This window comes from Lentzea flaviverrucosa (assembly GCF_003350445.1).
GTDB classification, from domain to species: Bacteria; Actinomycetota; Actinomycetes; order Mycobacteriales; family Pseudonocardiaceae; genus Lentzea; species Lentzea californiensis.
Genome location: NZ_QQAU01000010.1, coordinates 268,446 through 284,950 on the forward strand (window position 1 = coordinate 268,446; position 16,505 = coordinate 284,950).

Below are 16,505 nucleotides of genomic sequence, written 5' to 3' on the forward strand. Positions count from 1 at the left end.
CCTTCCACTGGGCACCTGGACGCGACGCGCAGTCCAGGAGTACACCCCGATCGTCGCCCACGACGCCGTCACCGGCACAGCCGAGGCCCCAGACGACGACCCTGGCACACTCAGCGACGTGGACCTGCCCGATCTCCCGGTGAAATCCGTTCTCCCCCAACTCCTGGAGCAGCTCCGGGAACACGGGGCGGCCGTGCTGGTCGCGCCGCCGGGAACCGGCAAGACGACGCTCGTCCCGCTGGCCCTCGAAGGCAGGGTCGTCGTCGCCGAACCCCGCAGGATCGCCGCGAGAGCCGCCGCCGCGCGCATGGCGAGCCTGCTGGGCGAACCGGTCGGCCACACCGTGGGCTACTCGGTGAGGGGCGACCGCAAGACGAGCAGGCACACCCGCATCGAGGTCGTGACCAGCGGTCTTCTCGTCCGCAGGCTGCAGCACGACCAGGAGCTGAAAGGCGTCGGCACGGTCCTGCTGGACGAGTGCCACGAACGCCACCTCGACGCCGACCTCCTGCTCGCGCTCCTGCTGGACGCCAAGGCCGGTCTGCGCCCGGACCTCAGGCTCCTGGCCACGTCGGCGACCGTTGCCGCGCAACGGCTCTCGGACCTGCTGAACGCGCCCGTCCTGCACACCGAGTCGCGCATGTTCCCGACGCAGATCACCTACGTCCCGCCCGCGCGCAACGAGCACATCGAGACCACGGTCGCGAGGGCCATCAACAAGGCGCTGTCCGAAGTAGACGGTGACGTGCTCGCGTTCCTGCCCGGTGTCAGGGAGATCAACCGAACCGCGAGCCTGATCCGGGCGGAGACCGTGATCCTGCACGGCCAGCTCAACGCCCAGACCCAGGACGCGGCCCTCCGGCGCGGCTCGAACCAACGGGTCGTGCTCGCCACGAGCATCGCCGAGTCGAGCCTCACCGTCCCCGGCGTCCGCGCGGTCGTGGACGCCGGCTTGGCCCGAGTCCCACGGGTCGACCACCGCAGGGGCCTTGCGGGCCTCGCCACGATCCGCGTCTCCCAGGCCGTCGCCGAGCAACGCGCCGGGCGTGCGGGCCGTGAAGCGCCGGGCCGCGTCTACCGCTGCTGGCCGGAGCACGAGCACTCGACGCTCCCCCGCTACCCGGAACCGGAGATCAAGACCGCCGACCTGACCAGGCTCGCCCTCGAACTGGCCGTGTGGGGCACCCCGGACGGCAGCGGCCTGAACTGGTGGGACGCCCCTCCGGAGGGCGCGCTCAAGGCGGCGCAGGAAACCCTCGACGCGATCGGCGCACTCGAACCCGGCCGCCGCGACCGCATCGCGAGCGTCGGCCTGCACCCGCGGCTCGGCCGTGCCCTCATCGACGGCAGCGCGCTCGCCGGAAACCGGACCGCCGCCGAGGTCGTGGCACTGCTCGACGACAGCACGCACCCGTCCACGAGCGACCTCGCGACCGCACTGAAGGCACCCGGCAAGTGGCGCCAGGAAGTCAAGAAGCTGGAGAAGCTCGGCACGAACCCGGCGGGCAACGGCGACCCCGCGCTCGTCGTCGCCCTGGCCTACCCGGAACGGCTGGCGAAGCGCCGGTCCAAGAACAGCAACGTCTACCTGATGGCGAACGGCACGGCGGTCGAGCACACCGACTCGCACGCCAAGTGGCTCGCGGTCGCGATCGCCGACCGCGAACCGGGCAGCAAGCACGGCCGCATCCGCCTCGCCGCGCCGGCCGACGAGGAACTGGCCGTCACCGCGGCCCAGGCCCTCGTGCACACGGTCGACGACATCCGCTGGAGCGGCGACGTCATCGCGAACGAGGTCCGCAAGCTCGGCGCGATCACCCTCGACGAGCGCCCGCTCAACGATCTGGCCAAGTCGCAGCAGGCACTCCGCCTCGGCCTGGAGGCCGAGGGCCTGGGCCTGCTCAAGTGGACCGACACGGCCCTCCGCCTGCGCGAGCGGATGGCGTTCCTGCACAGGACCCGCGACTGGCCGAGCGTCGACGACGAGCACCTGATCCGCGCGCTCGACCTCGGCAAGGCGAAGAAGCGCTCCGACCTCGCCAAGATCGACACGACGGCGTTGCTGAGGAGTCTGCTGCCGTGGCCCGAGGCCGCGGAGTTCGACGAACTCGCGCCGGAACGCATCGGCCAGGGCAAGGTCGATTACACGCAGGACCAGCCCGTGCTCTCCGTCCGCATCCAGGACGCCATGAAATGGGCGGACACACCGCAGATCGCCGGAATTCCGGTGGTGGTGCACCTGCTCTCCCCCGCCGGCCGTCCCACCGCCGTGACCAGCGACCTCAGGTCGTTCTGGCGCAACGGCTACCTGCGGGTCCGCAGCGAGCTGAAAGGCAGATACCCCAAGCACCACTGGCCGGAACGGCCCTACGACAAAAGCAAGCCGAACAAACTCGAACAAAATCAAGACAAAACTCGTTGAACCACCAGGAAACGAGCAGCGTTAGTCTCTTCTATGGCGCACATCGCGATCTTCCTGATGCCTGAGCGGGGACACGTCCTGCCCGTGCTCGGGGTGATCGCCGAACTCGTGCGCCGCGGCCATCGGGTGAGCTGCCCGGTCCCCGCCCGGTTCGCCGTCGCCGTCACCGAGTGCGGCGCGACGGCGATCCCCTACGAGCCAACGCTTCCCGACGAACTGCCGGCGACGCTCTACGAGGCCGCGCAGCTCGCGCTCACCGAGGCCGAGTCGGCGTTGCCCCAGCTCGAGCGCACGTTCCGCGACGACCGGCCGGACCTGGTGGCGTGGGACATCGCGGCCTGGTCCGGCGGCGTCATCGCGCACCGGCTGGACGTGCCGAACGTGCTGCTGGAAGTGCTCCTGACCAGCAACGCGCACTGGTCGCTCGGCACCGCGGTCGTGCCGCCGCGCCGGTTCGACCCGGCCGCGATCGGGTTCTTCACCAGGGTGCACGGCTTTCTCGGTTGCTCGCTGCCGGAGTTCGTCTCGGGCGCGCGCCGCCGGATCGCCCTGTTCCCCAGGGAGTTCCAGCCGGAGGGCCACACGTTCGACGAGCACGTCGCGTTCATCGGCCCGTGCCTGACCGAACGCGCGTTCCAGGGCACGTGGCAACCTCCGCCGGAGAGGCCGGTGGTGCTCGCGACGACGGACACGCAGGTCTGCGCGGACGCGGCGCGCGGAATGCCGTGGCACCTCGTCACGAAGGGCAAGGTGCTGAGCCCCGCGCTGAACGTCGAGACCCACGACGAGGTGCCGCAGCTCGCGGTGCTGGAGCACGCCAGCGTGTTCGTGACGCGCGGCGGCATGGGCGGGGTGATGGAGGCGCTGCACCACGGCGTCCCGATGATCGTCGTGCCGCACATGACCGACCAGCGGCTCCACGGCCAGCGGATCGAGGAACTGGGGCTCGGTGTGCTGCTCGACACGGTGACCGTGGAGAGTGTGCGCTCGTTGGTGGATCAGCTGGCGTCGGATTCCGCGATTTCCGCGCGGGTGAAGGACATGCAGCGGATGATTCACCGGGCGGGCGGCAGCGCGTCCGCCGCGGACGTCGTCGAGGAGGAACTGACCCGGTGAGACGGATCTGGGACGACGCGGTGCGCGCGCTCGGCGGCGCGCCGGACGCGGGCGATCTGATGGAGCGCTACGCCGAACCGCACCGGACCTATCACAACGCCTTCCACGTGGTGTCCGTCGTCCGCGACTCGTCGGCGCTGGCCGACGCGTTCGCGTTCACGGTCGAGGAACGCGCGATCCTCGCGCTGGCGGCCTGCGCGCACGACGTGATCTACGACAGCGAGCCCGGTGAGGACGAACGCGCATCGGCCGCGTGGGCCCGCGAACGCCTGGCAGGCCTGGACGAAGCGCACATCGCACGCGTGGAGTCGTTGGTGCTGGCCACGATCACGCACTCGTCCGACGACCCGCTGGCGCACGTGCTGCTCGACGCCGACCTGGCGATCCTCGGCTCGCAGCCGGAGCACTACGACCGCTACAGCCAGGCCGTGCGCCGGGAGTACGCGCGGTACGACGACGCGACGTGGCGGGCGGGCCGGGCGAAGGTGTTGAAGACCCTGCTCGACCGTGAGGTGCTGTTCGTGACCGAACCCGCGCGGCAGCGGTGGGACGACGCCGCGCGGACCAACCTCGCCCGCGAGCTCCAGTCCCTGACCTAGAGCACCGTGCGGGCGACGTCACTGATCACCGGAAACCTCGAGACGTGCCTTCCTGACGCTGTAACCGAAGTAGACGGCGAACCCGAGGGCCATCCAGGCGAGGAACGCGATCCACGCGTCCAGCTCGAGGCTGAACATCATGTAGACGCAGAACCCCAGGCCCACCAACGGTGTCACCGGGGAGAACGGCACGCGGAAGGTGCGCTTGCGGTCCGGTTCGGTGCGGCGCAGGACGACCACCGCGATGTTGACCAGTCCGAACGCGAACAGCGTGCCGATGCTCGTCACGTCGGCCAGCGAGCCCAATGGCACCAGCGCGGCCAGCACGGCGATGAACAGGCCGACGACGACGGTGTTCACGAACGGCACACCGGTGCGCGGGCTGAGCTTCGCGAAGATCGACGGCACGAGCCCGTCGCGGGACATGGCGTACAGGATGCGCGTCTGTCCGTAGAGGACGGTCAGCACGACGGAGGTGGTCGCCACGACAGCGCCGATCGACAGCAGGATCGGCCAGATCGCGCCGTCGACGTTGTCGGTCAGCACCCGGCTCAGCGCCGCTTCCTTGCCCTCGAACGTCTGCCACGGCATGGCTCCCACGGCGGCGAGGGCGACCGCGCAGTACAGCGCGGTGATCACGACCAGCGAGATGATGATCGCGCGCGGCAGGTCGCGCTGCGGGTTCTCGGCCTCCTCACCGGCGGTCGACGCGGCGTCGAACCCGATGTAGGAGAAGAACAACGTGGCCGCGCCGGCGCTCAGGCCCGCCAGCCCCAACGGGAACAGCGGCTGCAGGTTGCCCGCCTTCAACGCGGTGAACGCGACCGCGCAGAACATCAGCAGCGAGCCGACCTTCACCCACACCAGGATCGTGTTCGTGCGCGCACTGCCCTTCGAACCGCCGAGCAGCACCAGCATGGCGATCACCACGACCAGCACGGCGGGCACGTTGACGATCCCGCCCTCACCCGGCGGCTGGCTCAGCACGTCCGGAATTCGCAGTCCCACCACCAGGTGCAGCAGCTCGTTGACGTACTGCCCCCACCCGACCGCGACCGCCGCGACCGAGACGCCGTACTCCAGCACGAGGCACCAGCCGCAGACCCAGGCGACGATCTCGCCGAGGGTCGCGTAGGTGTAGGAGTACGAGGAGCCGGACGCGGGGATCAGGCCCGCGAGCTCGGCGTACGACAGCGCGGAGAACAACGCGGTGATGCCCGCCAGCGCGAACGACAGCACGATGGCGGGCCCGGCGAGCGGCACCGCTTCCCCCAGCACCACGAAGATGCCGGAGCCGAGCGTGGCACCGATGCTGATCATGGTGAGGTGGCCGACACCCATGGTGCGCTTGAGTTCGCTGCCAGGGTGGGTCAGCTGGTCGATCGGCTTGCGCCGCAACACCCGCGCCCCGATGCGCTGTTGGTTGCTCATCAGGACAACCTAACGCCCACCAATGCATCTAGCGGCCACCAACGGGGCGGAACGTGCGGCGGTATGTGTCCGGTGGCACACCGACGGTCCGGTGGAAGTGCCGGCGCAGCGTCGTGGCGGTGCCCATCCCGGACGCCTCCGCGATCAGGTCCACGCTGTCGTCCGTCATCTCCAGCAGTTCCTGCGCGCGCCGAATGCGTTGGGTGTGCAGCCATTGCAGCGGCGTGGTGCCCGTCACCGCCCGGAAGAGCCGCGCGAGGTGCCGTGAGCTCATGCTGGCCTGCCGCGCCATGTCCTCGACGGTGATCGTCTGGTCGAACCGCGCCGAAACCCAGTCGAACAACTCGGTGAGCGGATGCCCTTCACCCGACGGCACCGGCGCCAGCACGAACTGCGCCTGCCCACCGTCCCGGTGCGGCGGCACGACGAGCCGCCGCGCCGCCGTGTTCGCCGTCGCGGTGCCGTGGTCGCTGCGGATCACGTGCAGGCTCAGGTCGATCGCCGCCGCCTTGCCCGCGCTCGTCAGCACCTGCCCGTTGTCGACGTAGAGCACGTCCGGGTCGACCTCGACGCGCGGATACCGCCTGGCCAGCTCGTCGGTGTGCGCCCAGTGCGTCGTCGCCCGGAGCCCGTCGAGCAGCCCGGCCTCGGCCAGCACGAACGCGCCCGTGCACAACGACACGATCCGCGCACCCTTGTCGTGGGCCGCCTTGACAGCTTGGACGAGTTCCAAGTCGAGCGGCGCGTCCACGTCCGCGATGGCGGGCACGATCACGGTGTCCGCCTCCTCGAGCCCGCTGAGCGGCAGGTCGGGTTCCAGCGCGAACCTGCCGAGACGAGACGTCTCGTCTCCGCAGAACCGAACCTCGTAGTCGAGCTGCGGGGCGGTGAAGATCTCGTACGTGGCGGTCAGCTCGAAGTGCAGCATCCCGGTGGTGACGGCGAAGGCGAGCATGTCCGAAAGTGTACGCATCGTGTCGTTCCAGACACTGGCTCCAACCCCGCCGGGCAGCTTGACTGGTCCACATGGGACACAAGATCGCGGTCTACGGCGCATCCGGCACCACGGGGCAGTTCGTCCTGGCAGAACTGGAGAAGCGAGGCCACCAGCCACTTCCGTTCGGCCGCGCGCAGGCCACAGCTGACGACCCGGCCGCCCTGGACCGAGCCCTCGACACCGCGGCCGCGGTGATCAACACGGCTGGCCCGTTCGCCGTCACCGCAGGCCCGCTGATCGCCGCCGCCGAACGCGCCGGCATCCCGTACGTGGACGTGGCGGCCGAGATCGAGGCGAACGCCGACACGTTCGCCCGCGGCGCCTCGATCCCGGTGGTGCCCGCGATGGCGTTCTTCGGTGGCCTCGGCGACCTGCTGGTCACCGCCGCGATGGCCGGCTGGGACTACGCCGACGAGGCCCACATCGCCTACGGCCTGAGCGGCTGGCAGCCCACCGCGGGCACCCTCACCGCAGGTCAGGTCTCCCGCGAACGCCGTGACGGCCAACGTGTGCGGTTCCGCGACGGGGAGCTGCGCTACCACGGCGACACCGCACCCGTCCTGGACTGGGAGTTCCCGGACGGCACCCGCCAGGTGATCGGCGAGTTCTCCATGGCCGACGTCGTGACGGTGCCGAGTCACCTGCGGATCGCGTCGGTGACGAACTACATGTCGGCGGAAGCGGCCACCGGCCTGCAGGCGGCCCAGGCCCGGCAGGAGCCCGAGACGTTCGAGGTCGACGTGCGCGTGCGCAGGGCAGGCGAGGAACGACGCCTGACCGCGTCCGGCAAGGACATCTACGCCGTGAGCGCCCCACTAGCCGTGGAAGCGGTCGAACGCCTGCTGAGCGGCCGCTTCAACGTCACCGGCGTCGCCTCGGCAGGCGCGATGTTCGACGCTCTCGACTTCCTGGTGTCCCTGGACGACGTCATCCAGGCCAGGCACCGTTCTTGATGACTCCACGAAGTCCGTGCGCCGCAACGACGGGTCGAAGCGCGCGAGCACATCGTCGTTCATCGCCCGTACGTGGTGCCGAGCCGTCGTGACCGGACTCAGCTGCTCTGACCACTCCGAGCCTGCCGAAAGAGACCGGCGACCTCTTCGGTCATCCAATAGCGCACGTTCTCACCTTCGGGATACTCCCAGACCCAAGGCCACGAGCGTCCGACCGCCTGGCAGTGCCGAAGGGGCCACCCGAGAACTCCCGCCACGCCGTGCTTGCCGTTGGGCAACCCAAGCAGTAGCCCCAGCTCATCACCACTGAACGGAACTCCAGGCTTGTCCATCAACACGGAGAACAGAGCCTGGGCCTTCTCACTGAACTTCCCCCAAACAGCCGCGGCAAGCTCGCCGTCATCCCGACTCCACGCAACCAGTTCCCCCGGCGAGTTCAACCCGGTCACGCGTCCCAAGCCCTTAGATCGTGATGTCAACAACGGAAACGACGCAAGCGCCCCACGCCCCAGCTTGGACGGCGATGTCGCGAAGCGACGAGCCAGCCGGGGGTCCGGGGGCGTGCCCCCGGCGTGGGGGTCTGGGGGCTCGGCCCCCAGAGGACACCCGAGAACGAGAAAGGGCGAGTGCTGCCCACGAGCAGCACTCGCCCATCGAGTGGAGGTGCCGGGAATCGAACCCGGGTCCTGTGCCGGTTCATCAGGGCTTCTCCGTGCGCAGTCCGCTGTGTCTCTGCTTGGCCCCACCTGTCACGCGAACAAGCAGGTGTGACGGGCCCAGTCGCTGTGAGTTTCCCGGGCAGTCTCCGCGACCGAGACTGCTGGTAAGCCCTCTAGCTGATGCCGGGAACTAGGCCGAAGGCACTCCTAGGCCGACAACCGCTAGCTCCGCTGTCAGGCAGCGAGAGCGTACGCGGTGCGCTTGTCGTTAGACGTGGCGCTTATTGGTTTGCGATGACGCTTAACGGTGGTCTCTCGCCTGCACCGACACGCTTCCCCTGAATCAACGTCCACAGTCGAAACCGTTCACCCCCTCGTAGTGGTACGCATAGCATAACGACTGGGGCCACCGAGTTCTTCCCGAGGCAGGTAGGGCTGTCCCCACCTCTGACCGGATGGCTGGCCAGATGGTCTCTGACCAGCGAGAACGACACCATGGACGTCATGAGGAAACCGAACGCGCTCGCAGCCGGGTTCTACCTGCTGACCAACCTGGTGACCGGCATCTTCTGGTTCACCCTCTCCGTCGTGCTCACCGTCGTCGGGTTCGCCACCTCGGTCCTCTGGGTGGGTCTGCCGATCCTGTGGTCGGCGATGGCGGTCGTGCGGGGTGGCGCGACGATGGAGCGGGCGTGGGTCAGGGCGGCGTTGCGCACGGACATCCCCAGGCCTTACCGCGAGCCACCGACCGGCACGTTGTGGCAGCGGTTCAAGGCCCAGTTCACGGATCCGGCGACGTGGCGCGATTTCGGTTACCTGCTGTTGCTGTTGCCCGTCGGCATCCTCGAGTTCGTCTCCGTCGTCGTCATGTGGTCGGTGGCGGCGGCGTTCATCGCGGTGCCGTTCTGGATCGGCACCGCGCCGTTCGCGGTGATCGTGGGCGACTTCTGGACCATCGACTCGTTCGCGTCGGCGTTGCCGGTCTCGCTGATCGGGCTGGCGTTGATCCCGTTCGCGGCGCTCGGCACCCGGTGGCTCGGGTCGGTGCACGGCAAGTTCGCGCGCGGCATGCTCGGGCCGACCCGTGCGGACGCGCTGGCGATCGAGGCGGAGCGGCTGTCGTCCAGCCGGGCGCGTGGTGTCGAGGCGGCCGAGGCGGAGCGCCGGCGCATCGAGCGCGACCTGCACGACGGCGCGCAGCAGCGGCTCGTGGCCGTGGCGATGGGGCTGGGGCGGGCGAAGTCGAAGATGGGCACGGACCCGGAGGCCGCGGCCGAGCTCATCGCGGAGGCGCACGCGGACGCGAAGCTCGCCATCAAGGAACTGCGGGACCTGGCTCGGGGCATCTACCCGTCCGTCCTGGGTGACCGGGGGCTCGACGCCGCGCTGTCCGCGCTCGCCGCCCGTGTGCCGATCGAGGTCGACCTGCAGGTCGATGTGGAGCCGCGGCCGCCGACGTCGGTGGAGAGCGCCGCGTACTTCACCGTCGGCGAGGCGCTCACGAACATCACCAAGCACTCCAACGGCACCAAGGCGACCGTGCGGGTCAACAGGGTGGACACGGGAGTGCTGGTCGAGGTCACCGACAACGGTCAGGGTGGCGCGGAACTGCGGCCGGGCGGCGGGCTCGCCGGGCTCGCGGACCGGGCTGCCACGATCGACGGTGTGGTCGTCGTCGTCAGCCCCGCTGGTGGGCCGACCGTTATTCGAGCGGAGTTGCCGTGCGCGTGGTGATCGCCGAGGACTCGGTGCTGCTGAGGGTGGGCGTGCAGCGCCTGCTCGCCGACGAGGGCATCGAGACCGTCGCGGCGGTGGAGAACGGTGACGACCTGCTCGACGCCGTGACCGAGCACAGGCCCGACCTGTGCGTGGTGGACGTGCGGATGCCGCCGTCGTTCACCGACGAGGGGCTGCGGGCCGCCATCGAGTGCCGCCGCCGCTATCCCGGGCTGCCGGTGCTGGTGCTCTCGCAGTACGTCGAGGAGCGCTACGCCGTGGAACTCCTCGCGGGTGGCGCGAGCGGTGTCGGGTATCTGCTGAAGGAACGGGTGGCGGACGTGAAGGAGTTCGTCGACGCGGTGCGCAGGGTCGCCGACGGCGGCACGAGCATCGACCACGAGGTGATCACGCAGCTCATGGTGCGCAGCAAGAAGAGCCCGGTCGACAAGCTGACGCCCCGCGAACGCGAGGTCCTCGGGCTGATGGCCCAGGGACTGTCCAACACGGCCATCGCCGGCACGCTCGTCGTGTCCGACGGCGCCGTCGAGAAGCACGTCGGCAACATCTTCGCCAAGCTCGGCCTGGAGCCGTCGAACTCCGAGCACCGCCGCGTGCGCGCCGTGCTCGCCTACCTCGACAGCTGAAGCAGACGGGCGCCGTTGTCGTGCAGGACCGCCTGCTCGGCGGCGGCGTCCAGACCCCACGCCCTGATGGCGTCGAGCTGCACCTCGTACGGGTACGGGATGTTCGGGAAGTCGGTGCCCAGCACCACCCGGTCCGCCAGCCCGGCGATGCGCGCCCGCCAGTCCGCGGGCAGCGGCACCATCTGCTCGGTGAACGGGATGCCCACCATCGTGGTGTCGACGTGCACGTTGCGGTAGCGCTCCACCAGGTCCAACGCCCCCGAGTAGTCCGGCATCCCGGCATGAGCGATCACCGCGGTCAGCCGCGGGTGCTGCTTCAGGACCTCTTCGAAGACCCCGAGCCCGGTGAACTCGCCCGGCATCGGCCCGTCGCCGCAGTGCACGACCACGGGCACGCCGGCCTCCGCCAGCTGGCCCCAGACGCCGTCCAGCAGTGCGTCACGCGGGTCGTAGCCGCCGACCTGGACGTGGGACTTGAAACAGCGCGCACCGGCCTCCAGGGCCTTGCGCACGTACGCCTCGGCACCGGGCTCCGCGTAGAACGTGCCCGTCGGCACCGCCTCGGGGACCCGTGCCGCGAAGTCGGCCACCCACTCGTTCAGCCACGGCGCCATGCCCGGCTTGTGCGGGTAGAGCAGGGGTGCGAACGCGACGACGCCCAGCTCCCGCAGCGCGGTGAGCCGGGCGTTCTCGTCAGTGCGGTACCAGATGATCCAGTCGACCCCGGACTCGCGCACGCGGTCGAAGTACGCCCAGACCTTGGCCAGGACGTTCTGCGGCATGAAGTGGACGTGGACGTCCACCAGTGCCATCAGTAGCGACCCTTCAGTGCCCTGCCGTGGGCCTTGGCGATCTCGCGGTTCGCGTCGCGCTTCGCCAGGTCCTGGCGCTTGTCGTAGGACTTCTTGCCCTTCGCCAGCGCGAGCTCGACCTTGACGTAGCCGTCCTTGAAGTACATCTGCAGCGGCACGAGCGACAGACCGGACTCCTTGGTCTTGCCGATCAGCCGCTCGATCTCCGCCTTGTGCAGCAGGAGCTTGCGCTTGCGCCGGACCTCGTGGTTCGTCCAGGTGCCCGCGACGTACTCCGGGATGTGCAGCGCGTGCAGCCAGATCTCGCCGTCGTCGACCTGGGCGAAGGCGTCCACCAGGGACGCCCGTCCCATGCGCAGGCTCTTCACCTCGGTGCCGACGAGCTGAATGCCCGCCTCGAAGGTGTCCAGAATGGACCAGTCGTGCCGAGCCTTGCGGTTCGACGCGATGACCTTCTGCCCGCGTTCCTTGACCATGACGACCAGTCTAAATGCTCGGCAAAATCCTTAAAGCCGCACGTAGAGGCGGAGTGTCACGTAGCCGGTGGTCGCCGAGATGACTATCGCGACGAGGAACAGCCAGGGCGACACGATCAGGATGTCCAGGTAGCCGATCGGCGGGATGATGCCCGACTCGGTGAGGTTCCTGGTGATCCGGTCGAGGAAGAACGCCTTGAACAGCACCAGGCCGCCGACCGCGGTGACCGAGCCGATGATGCCCGCAACGACCGCCTCGATGAGGAACGGCAGCTGCGTGTACCACCGCGTCGCGCCCACCAGGCGCATGATGCCGACCTCGACGCGGCGGGTGAACGCCGACACCTGGATGGTGTTCGAGATCAGCAGCAGCGCGGCGAACGCCTGGATGAGCGCGAGGATCAGGGCGACGTCGCGCATGCCGTTGAGGCCCTCGAAGAACCGCTCCAGGAACTTGCCCTGGTCGTCGACGCCCTTCACACCGGGCTTGCCCTCGAAGGCCTGCTTGATGACGTCGGTGCGCTCCGGGTCCTCGAGCTTCACGCGGAACGTGGCCGGGATGGCTTCGGGACGCGCGAGCTTGAGCAGTTCCGGCTGGGCCTCGAAGATGCGCTTGAAGCGCTCGAAACCCTCGTCCCGGTTCTGGTACACCACGGACTCGACGCCGGACGTCGCCTCCAGGTTGGAACGCAGGCCCGCGCACGGCTGCTGGGTGCAGTCCTTGTCGTTGGCGCTGACATCGTTCGTCAGCAGCACGGAGACCTCGAGCTTGCCCGCGTAGTTGGCCTGCATCTTGTCGACCATGCGGACGACGAGCAGGCCACCGCCGAGCAGCCCGAGCGAGATGGCGGTCGTGAGGATCATCGCGATCGTCATCGTGACGTTCCGGCGAAGTCCGGTGATGACCTCGCTGAACACGAAGCTGGTACGCATCGGGGGCGGGGTTCCTTGGGGTTCGGGGGCTTAGGGACGCTTAGCGGCCAACGCCGTAAACGCCGCGCGCGTCATCACGGACGACCTTGCCGTACGACAGCTCCACCACTCGGCGGCGCATCGAGTCGACGATGCCGTGGTCGTGGGTGGCCATGATGACGGTCGTGCCGGTGCGGTTGATCCGCTCCAGCAGCAACATGATGTCCTGGCTCGTGTCGGGGTCCAGGTTTCCGGTCGGCTCGTCGGCGATCAGCACCAGCGGGCGGTTCACGAACGCACGGGCGATCGCGACGCGCTGCTGCTCACCACCGGACAGCTCGGTCGGGAACCTGTCCTCCTTGCCGTCGAGACCCACCAGCTGCAGCACCTCCGGCACCACCTTGACGATGGTGTTGCGGGGCTTGCCGATGACCTCGAGCGCGAAGGCGACGTTCTCCGCCACCGTCTTCGTGGGCAGAAGACGGAAGTCCTGGAACACGCAGCCGATCGACTGCCGCAGGCGGGGAACCCTGCGCCGCGACATCTTGGCGACGTCGAAGTTGGAGACGTAGACGCGTCCCCTGGTCGGCACCTCTTCGCGCAGCAGCAGGCGCAGGAACGTCGACTTGCCGGACCCCGAGGGCCCGATCAGGAAGACGAACTCGCCCTTCTCCATCTCGACGGACACGTCGTCGAGCGCAGGACGCGTGGAGGTCTTGTAGACCTTGGAAACGTGTTCGAGACGAATCACGAGGCGCGAGTCTACTCATGGCCGGGGTAAAGCCCCCGTTCCGGTTAACTTCCAGCCCCGGAAGGGCGGCCGGAACCTCGACGCGGCGTATCCGACCAGGCACGACCCGTCCACGAAAAGAGCACGTCCTGCCCTCGTTCGGGGCTGAACGTGCTCTTCGGTCAGATCAGGGCTAGGACTGCTGGGACTGCTTGCGCCACCGGATGCCGGCCTCGAGGAAGTCGTCGATCTCCCCGTCCAGCACCGCCGACGGGTTGCCGACCTCGTGGTTGTTCCGCAGGTCCTTGACCATCTGGTACGGGTGCAGCACGTAGGAGCGCATCTGGTTGCCCCAACTGGAGCCGGAGTCCTTCAGCGCGTCCATCTTCGCCTGCTCCTCCTGCCGGCGGCGTTCGAGCAGTTTCGCCTGCAGGACGTTCATGGCCGTGGCCTTGTTCTGCAGCTGCGAGCGCTCGTTCTGGCAGGACACCACGATGCCGGTCGGGATGTGCGTGAGGCGCACCGCCGAGTCCGTCGTGTTGACGCCCTGGCCGCCGGGGCCGGACGAGCGGTAGACGTCGACGCGCAGTTCCTTCTCGTCGATCTCGATGTGGTCGGTCTGCTCGACGACGGGCACGACCTCGACGCCGGCGAACGACGTCTGGCGGCGGCCCTGGTTGTCGAACGGCGAGATGCGCACGAGGCGGTGGGTGCCCTGCTCGACGCTCAGCGTGCCGTAGGCGTACGGGGCGCTGATGCGGAACGTGGCGGACTTGATGCCGGCCTCTTCGGCGTAGGACGTGTCGAACACGTCGACGCCGTAGTTGTGGCGCTCGGCCCAGCGCGAGTACATGCGGAGCAGCATCTCGGCGAAGTCCGCGGCGTCGACGCCACCGGCCTCGGCGCGGATGGTGATCAGCGCGTTGCGCTCGTCGTACTCGCCGGACAGCAGCGTGCGGACCTCGAGGCTCGCGATCTCCTCGCGCAGCTTGGCGCGGTCGTTGTCCGCGTCGGCCGCCGCCTCCGCGTCCTCTGCCTCTTCGGCGAGTTCGTAGAGCAGCGGCAGGTCGTCGAGGCGTGAGCGCAGACCGGTGACGCGGCGCAGCTCGCCCTGCTTGTGGGAGAGCGCGCTGGTGACCTTCTGCGCCTTCTCCTGGTCGTCCCAGAGGTCAGGGCGGGTCGCCTGCGCCTCCAGGTCCGCGACAGCGGCGCGCAGCGCATCGAGGTCCAGCACCGCCTCGATGCTCGAAAGGGTGGCGGAGAGGTCCTTGATGTCTGCTTCGACGTCCGGGTTCACGCAAAAAGATTACGCCAGCACCGGCCGTCAGTCGCGACCGGTGCGTGCTGGCGCTCTCTTCGAAGCGGTTCTACGCGGTCGGAATCGCGTCGAGCAGCTTGAGAACGGCCTTCGCGTGCGCGAGACCGAACTCCGCCACCGCCTTTGCGTAGGGGTCCTCCGCCGTCTTGGCCGCGCTCTTCGCGCTCTCCTGTTCCTGACCGTACGTCGAGCGTGCGGTCGTGATCAGGGACTCGCGCTGCTTCGCGGTCAGCGAGCCGGCGTGCACCAGTCGGAGGATGAGCGGGCTGCGCAGGTGGTCCGGGCCGGGCTCGGACAGCAGCCAGTTCTTGAAGGCCTTCTTGCCCGCGGCAGTCAGCACGTACTGCTGGCTGGACCGCGGTCCCTGCTTGCCGAGGCGCAGCAGGCCTTGGTCAGCCAGCGCGGGCAGCTCGCGGTACACCTGGGAGCGGGTCACGCTGAAGAACGCGCCGAAGCGGTCTCCTGCCTCCGCCACCAACTGGCCACCGGTCTTGGGTCCGTCGTGCAGCAGCCCGAGCAGGGCGGCTGCGGTCGCATTCAGGTCTGACACAACGACAACGTTCCCACGTCCGGGGGAAGCTGTCCACAATGGTCAGCCGTTCTGTCCACAGTGGCTGATCACCGGGCTAGTCTGATGGGCCATGCGGAGCAACGAAAAGTCTCGCTGAGTAAGCGGCAGTTTCCGAGCCTCACGCGTTTGGCCTCTTGACCGTCTGTGTCCATCCCGGATGGAAAAGTCCTTTCGCAGAACCGAAAGTCCCCGCTCTCACTCGATCGGCGGTACGACTCTCACCGGCCGGAGCCACCCGAATGGACGGTCGGGGGCCGTCGTCGCACGACCTGGTGATGTCCGCGCAGACCTCTTTCCCAGGCCCGGCATTAGGGGAAAATGATCATTGCCAGGCAGGCGCGGTTGAACACGGAGGTCGGGGACCATGAAGAACCTGAACTTGAAGTGGCTGGACCACAAGAAGGTGGCGGCGCACACGAGGGCGTGGGTGACGGGAGGCATCCCGGAGCAGGCCGGCAAGGACGAGTGCATGGTCTGCGGCAAACAGATCCGCAAGCACCGCACCGTCAACGGCCAGGGCCGCATCTGCTCCAGCATGCTGTGCGCCCAGTACTGGGCGGAGAACATGACCTGAAAGACCCTGGCCGAGTCACCTCGGCCAGACAACACAGAAGGCCGGAGTCCAGTGGACTCCGGCCTTCTGTCTATTCTAGTAGCGGGGACAGGATTTGAACCTGCGACCTCTGGGTTATGAGCCCAGCGAGCTACCGAGCTGCTCCACCCCGCGCCGCTTCTAGCTTGTCTTGCGGTGTTGCTGTCTTGCTGTTGTAAGGAGAACTCTACACCCTCCGAAAACCCATTTTCACCCACCCCCCTCAAGCAGCATCTCCGCAGGTCAAGGCCCCCAAAACCCGCATCACCCGGCCAGCACGTCAACCTCGGCCAAGCAGACCCACACGTCGCCACCGAGCAAGCCCCCGATACAGCAGGGTCGACTACGGAAGCCGGAGCCAAGGCAAAGCCAGGCCTTGGCAGTGGGGTGGGCTTGAGGACTCCGCCTCTACCCGCAAATGCGAAAAAGCCCTGTCCGCGTTTCCGCGAACAGGGCTTTCTCTACTTTGTAGCGGGGACAGGATTTGAACCTGCGACCTCTGGGTTATGAGCCCAGCGAGCTACCGAGCTGCTCCACCCCGCGTCGGTAATTAG

At 68.4% G+C, this 16,505-nt stretch carries 16 protein-coding genes, 2 tRNA genes and 1 other RNA gene; 7 read left to right on the plus strand and 12 right to left on the minus strand.

Features of this window, described 5'->3' with window-relative positions:
- Window positions 1–118: 118 nt before the first annotated feature.
- The 3 genes from hrpB to DFR72_RS29340 are packed head-to-tail and all read left to right on the plus strand — an operon-like array spanning window position 119 to window position 4,137.
- Window positions 119–2,422, plus strand: coding sequence for an ATP-dependent helicase HrpB (gene hrpB, locus DFR72_RS29330; protein WP_090068123.1), 2,304 nt, complete (start codon window positions 119–121; stop codon window positions 2,420–2,422).
- A gap of 57 nt (window positions 2,423–2,479) precedes the next feature.
- A complete protein-coding gene (locus DFR72_RS29335; protein ID WP_170176438.1) occupies window positions 2,480–3,538 on the plus strand; it encodes a macrolide family glycosyltransferase in 1,059 nt (352 codons plus the stop codon).
- Window positions 3,535–4,137, plus strand: a complete 603-nt coding sequence (locus DFR72_RS29340; protein WP_245983610.1) for an HD domain-containing protein — start codon at window positions 3,535–3,537, stop codon at window positions 4,135–4,137. Before DFR72_RS29335 ends, DFR72_RS29340 begins: the two co-directional genes overlap by 4 nt.
- Before the next feature lie 18 nt (window positions 4,138–4,155).
- Here DFR72_RS29340 and DFR72_RS29345 read toward each other — a convergent pair whose 3' ends face one another.
- The gene (locus DFR72_RS29345) at window positions 4,156–5,568 is read right to left on the minus strand and encodes an amino acid permease (RefSeq protein WP_090068119.1); all 1,413 of its coding nucleotides are present in this window, start codon (window positions 5,566–5,568) and stop codon (window positions 4,156–4,158) included.
- A 28-nt stretch (window positions 5,569–5,596) separates the two neighbouring features.
- Window positions 5,597–6,541, minus strand: coding sequence for a GlxA family transcriptional regulator (locus tag DFR72_RS29350; protein WP_090068116.1), 945 nt, complete (start codon window positions 6,539–6,541; stop codon window positions 5,597–5,599).
- A 53-nt stretch (window positions 6,542–6,594) separates the two neighbouring features.
- On the opposite strand from DFR72_RS29350, the gene DFR72_RS29355 reads away from it, so the two are divergent.
- Window positions 6,595–7,518 (plus strand): saccharopine dehydrogenase family protein, encoded by a 924-nt coding sequence (locus DFR72_RS29355; RefSeq protein WP_090068114.1) that lies wholly within the window; start codon window positions 6,595–6,597, stop codon window positions 7,516–7,518.
- 98 nt (window positions 7,519–7,616) lie between these two features.
- Here the strand turns inward: DFR72_RS29355 and DFR72_RS47165 are convergent, their stop codons facing one another.
- Complete coding sequence (locus DFR72_RS47165; RefSeq protein WP_256239441.1) at window positions 7,617–7,967, minus strand: DUF6416 domain-containing protein; 351 nt, start codon at window positions 7,965–7,967, stop codon at window positions 7,617–7,619.
- A gap of 206 nt (window positions 7,968–8,173) precedes the next feature.
- Window positions 8,174–8,551, minus strand: a transfer-messenger RNA (tmRNA) gene (gene ssrA / locus DFR72_RS29365).
- A 121-nt stretch (window positions 8,552–8,672) separates the two neighbouring features.
- On the opposite strand from ssrA, the gene DFR72_RS29370 reads away from it, so the two are divergent.
- Window positions 8,673–9,911, plus strand: coding sequence for a sensor histidine kinase (locus DFR72_RS29370; protein WP_425459919.1), 1,239 nt, complete (start codon window positions 8,673–8,675; stop codon window positions 9,909–9,911).
- Window positions 9,899–10,540 (plus strand): response regulator transcription factor, encoded by a 642-nt coding sequence (locus tag DFR72_RS29375; RefSeq protein WP_170176439.1) that lies wholly within the window; start codon window positions 9,899–9,901, stop codon window positions 10,538–10,540. The genes DFR72_RS29370 and DFR72_RS29375 overlap by 13 nt, the downstream gene beginning before the upstream one ends.
- Here DFR72_RS29375 and DFR72_RS29380 read toward each other — a convergent pair.
- The 6 genes from DFR72_RS29380 to DFR72_RS29405 form a co-directional block, all read right to left on the minus strand.
- A complete protein-coding gene (locus tag DFR72_RS29380) occupies window positions 10,525–11,352 on the minus strand; it encodes an amidohydrolase family protein (protein WP_090068112.1) in 828 nt (275 codons plus the stop codon). The two genes, DFR72_RS29375 and DFR72_RS29380, sit on opposite strands and share 16 nt — an antisense overlap.
- Window positions 11,352–11,828 carry an SsrA-binding protein SmpB gene (gene smpB / locus DFR72_RS29385; RefSeq protein WP_090068110.1) on the minus strand — a complete coding sequence of 159 codons (477 nt, stop codon included), beginning with the start codon at window positions 11,826–11,828 and terminating at the stop codon, window positions 11,352–11,354. Before smpB ends, DFR72_RS29380 begins: the two co-directional genes overlap by 1 nt.
- A gap of 30 nt (window positions 11,829–11,858) precedes the next feature.
- A complete protein-coding gene (ftsX, locus tag DFR72_RS29390; RefSeq protein WP_030481520.1) occupies window positions 11,859–12,761 on the minus strand; it encodes a permease-like cell division protein FtsX in 903 nt (300 codons plus the stop codon).
- A 40-nt stretch (window positions 12,762–12,801) separates the two neighbouring features.
- Entirely contained in the window at window positions 12,802–13,491 is a 690-nt protein-coding gene (gene ftsE / locus DFR72_RS29395) for a cell division ATP-binding protein FtsE (RefSeq protein ID WP_030470385.1), read from the minus strand.
- 172 nt (window positions 13,492–13,663) lie between these two features.
- Complete coding sequence (prfB, locus tag DFR72_RS29400) at window positions 13,664–14,767, minus strand: peptide chain release factor 2 (RefSeq protein WP_090068108.1); 1,104 nt, start codon at window positions 14,765–14,767, stop codon at window positions 13,664–13,666.
- Between the two features lie 70 nt (window positions 14,768–14,837).
- Entirely contained in the window at window positions 14,838–15,338 is a 501-nt protein-coding gene (locus DFR72_RS29405; protein ID WP_030470382.1) for a PadR family transcriptional regulator, read from the minus strand.
- A 385-nt stretch (window positions 15,339–15,723) separates the two neighbouring features.
- Between DFR72_RS29405 and DFR72_RS29410 the strand changes: the two genes are divergently transcribed.
- Window positions 15,724–15,933 carry a hypothetical protein gene (locus tag DFR72_RS29410; protein WP_090068106.1) on the plus strand — a complete coding sequence of 70 codons (210 nt, stop codon included), beginning with the start codon at window positions 15,724–15,726 and terminating at the stop codon, window positions 15,931–15,933.
- Between the two features lie 79 nt (window positions 15,934–16,012).
- Here the strand turns inward: DFR72_RS29410 and DFR72_RS29415 are convergent.
- Together DFR72_RS29415 and DFR72_RS29420 are read right to left on the minus strand one after the other, a co-directional pair.
- Window positions 16,013–16,086, minus strand: a tRNA-Met gene (locus DFR72_RS29415).
- A gap of 334 nt (window positions 16,087–16,420) precedes the next feature.
- Window positions 16,421–16,494: transfer RNA gene (locus DFR72_RS29420), tRNA-Met, on the minus strand.
- Window positions 16,495–16,505: the final 11 nt, after the last annotated feature.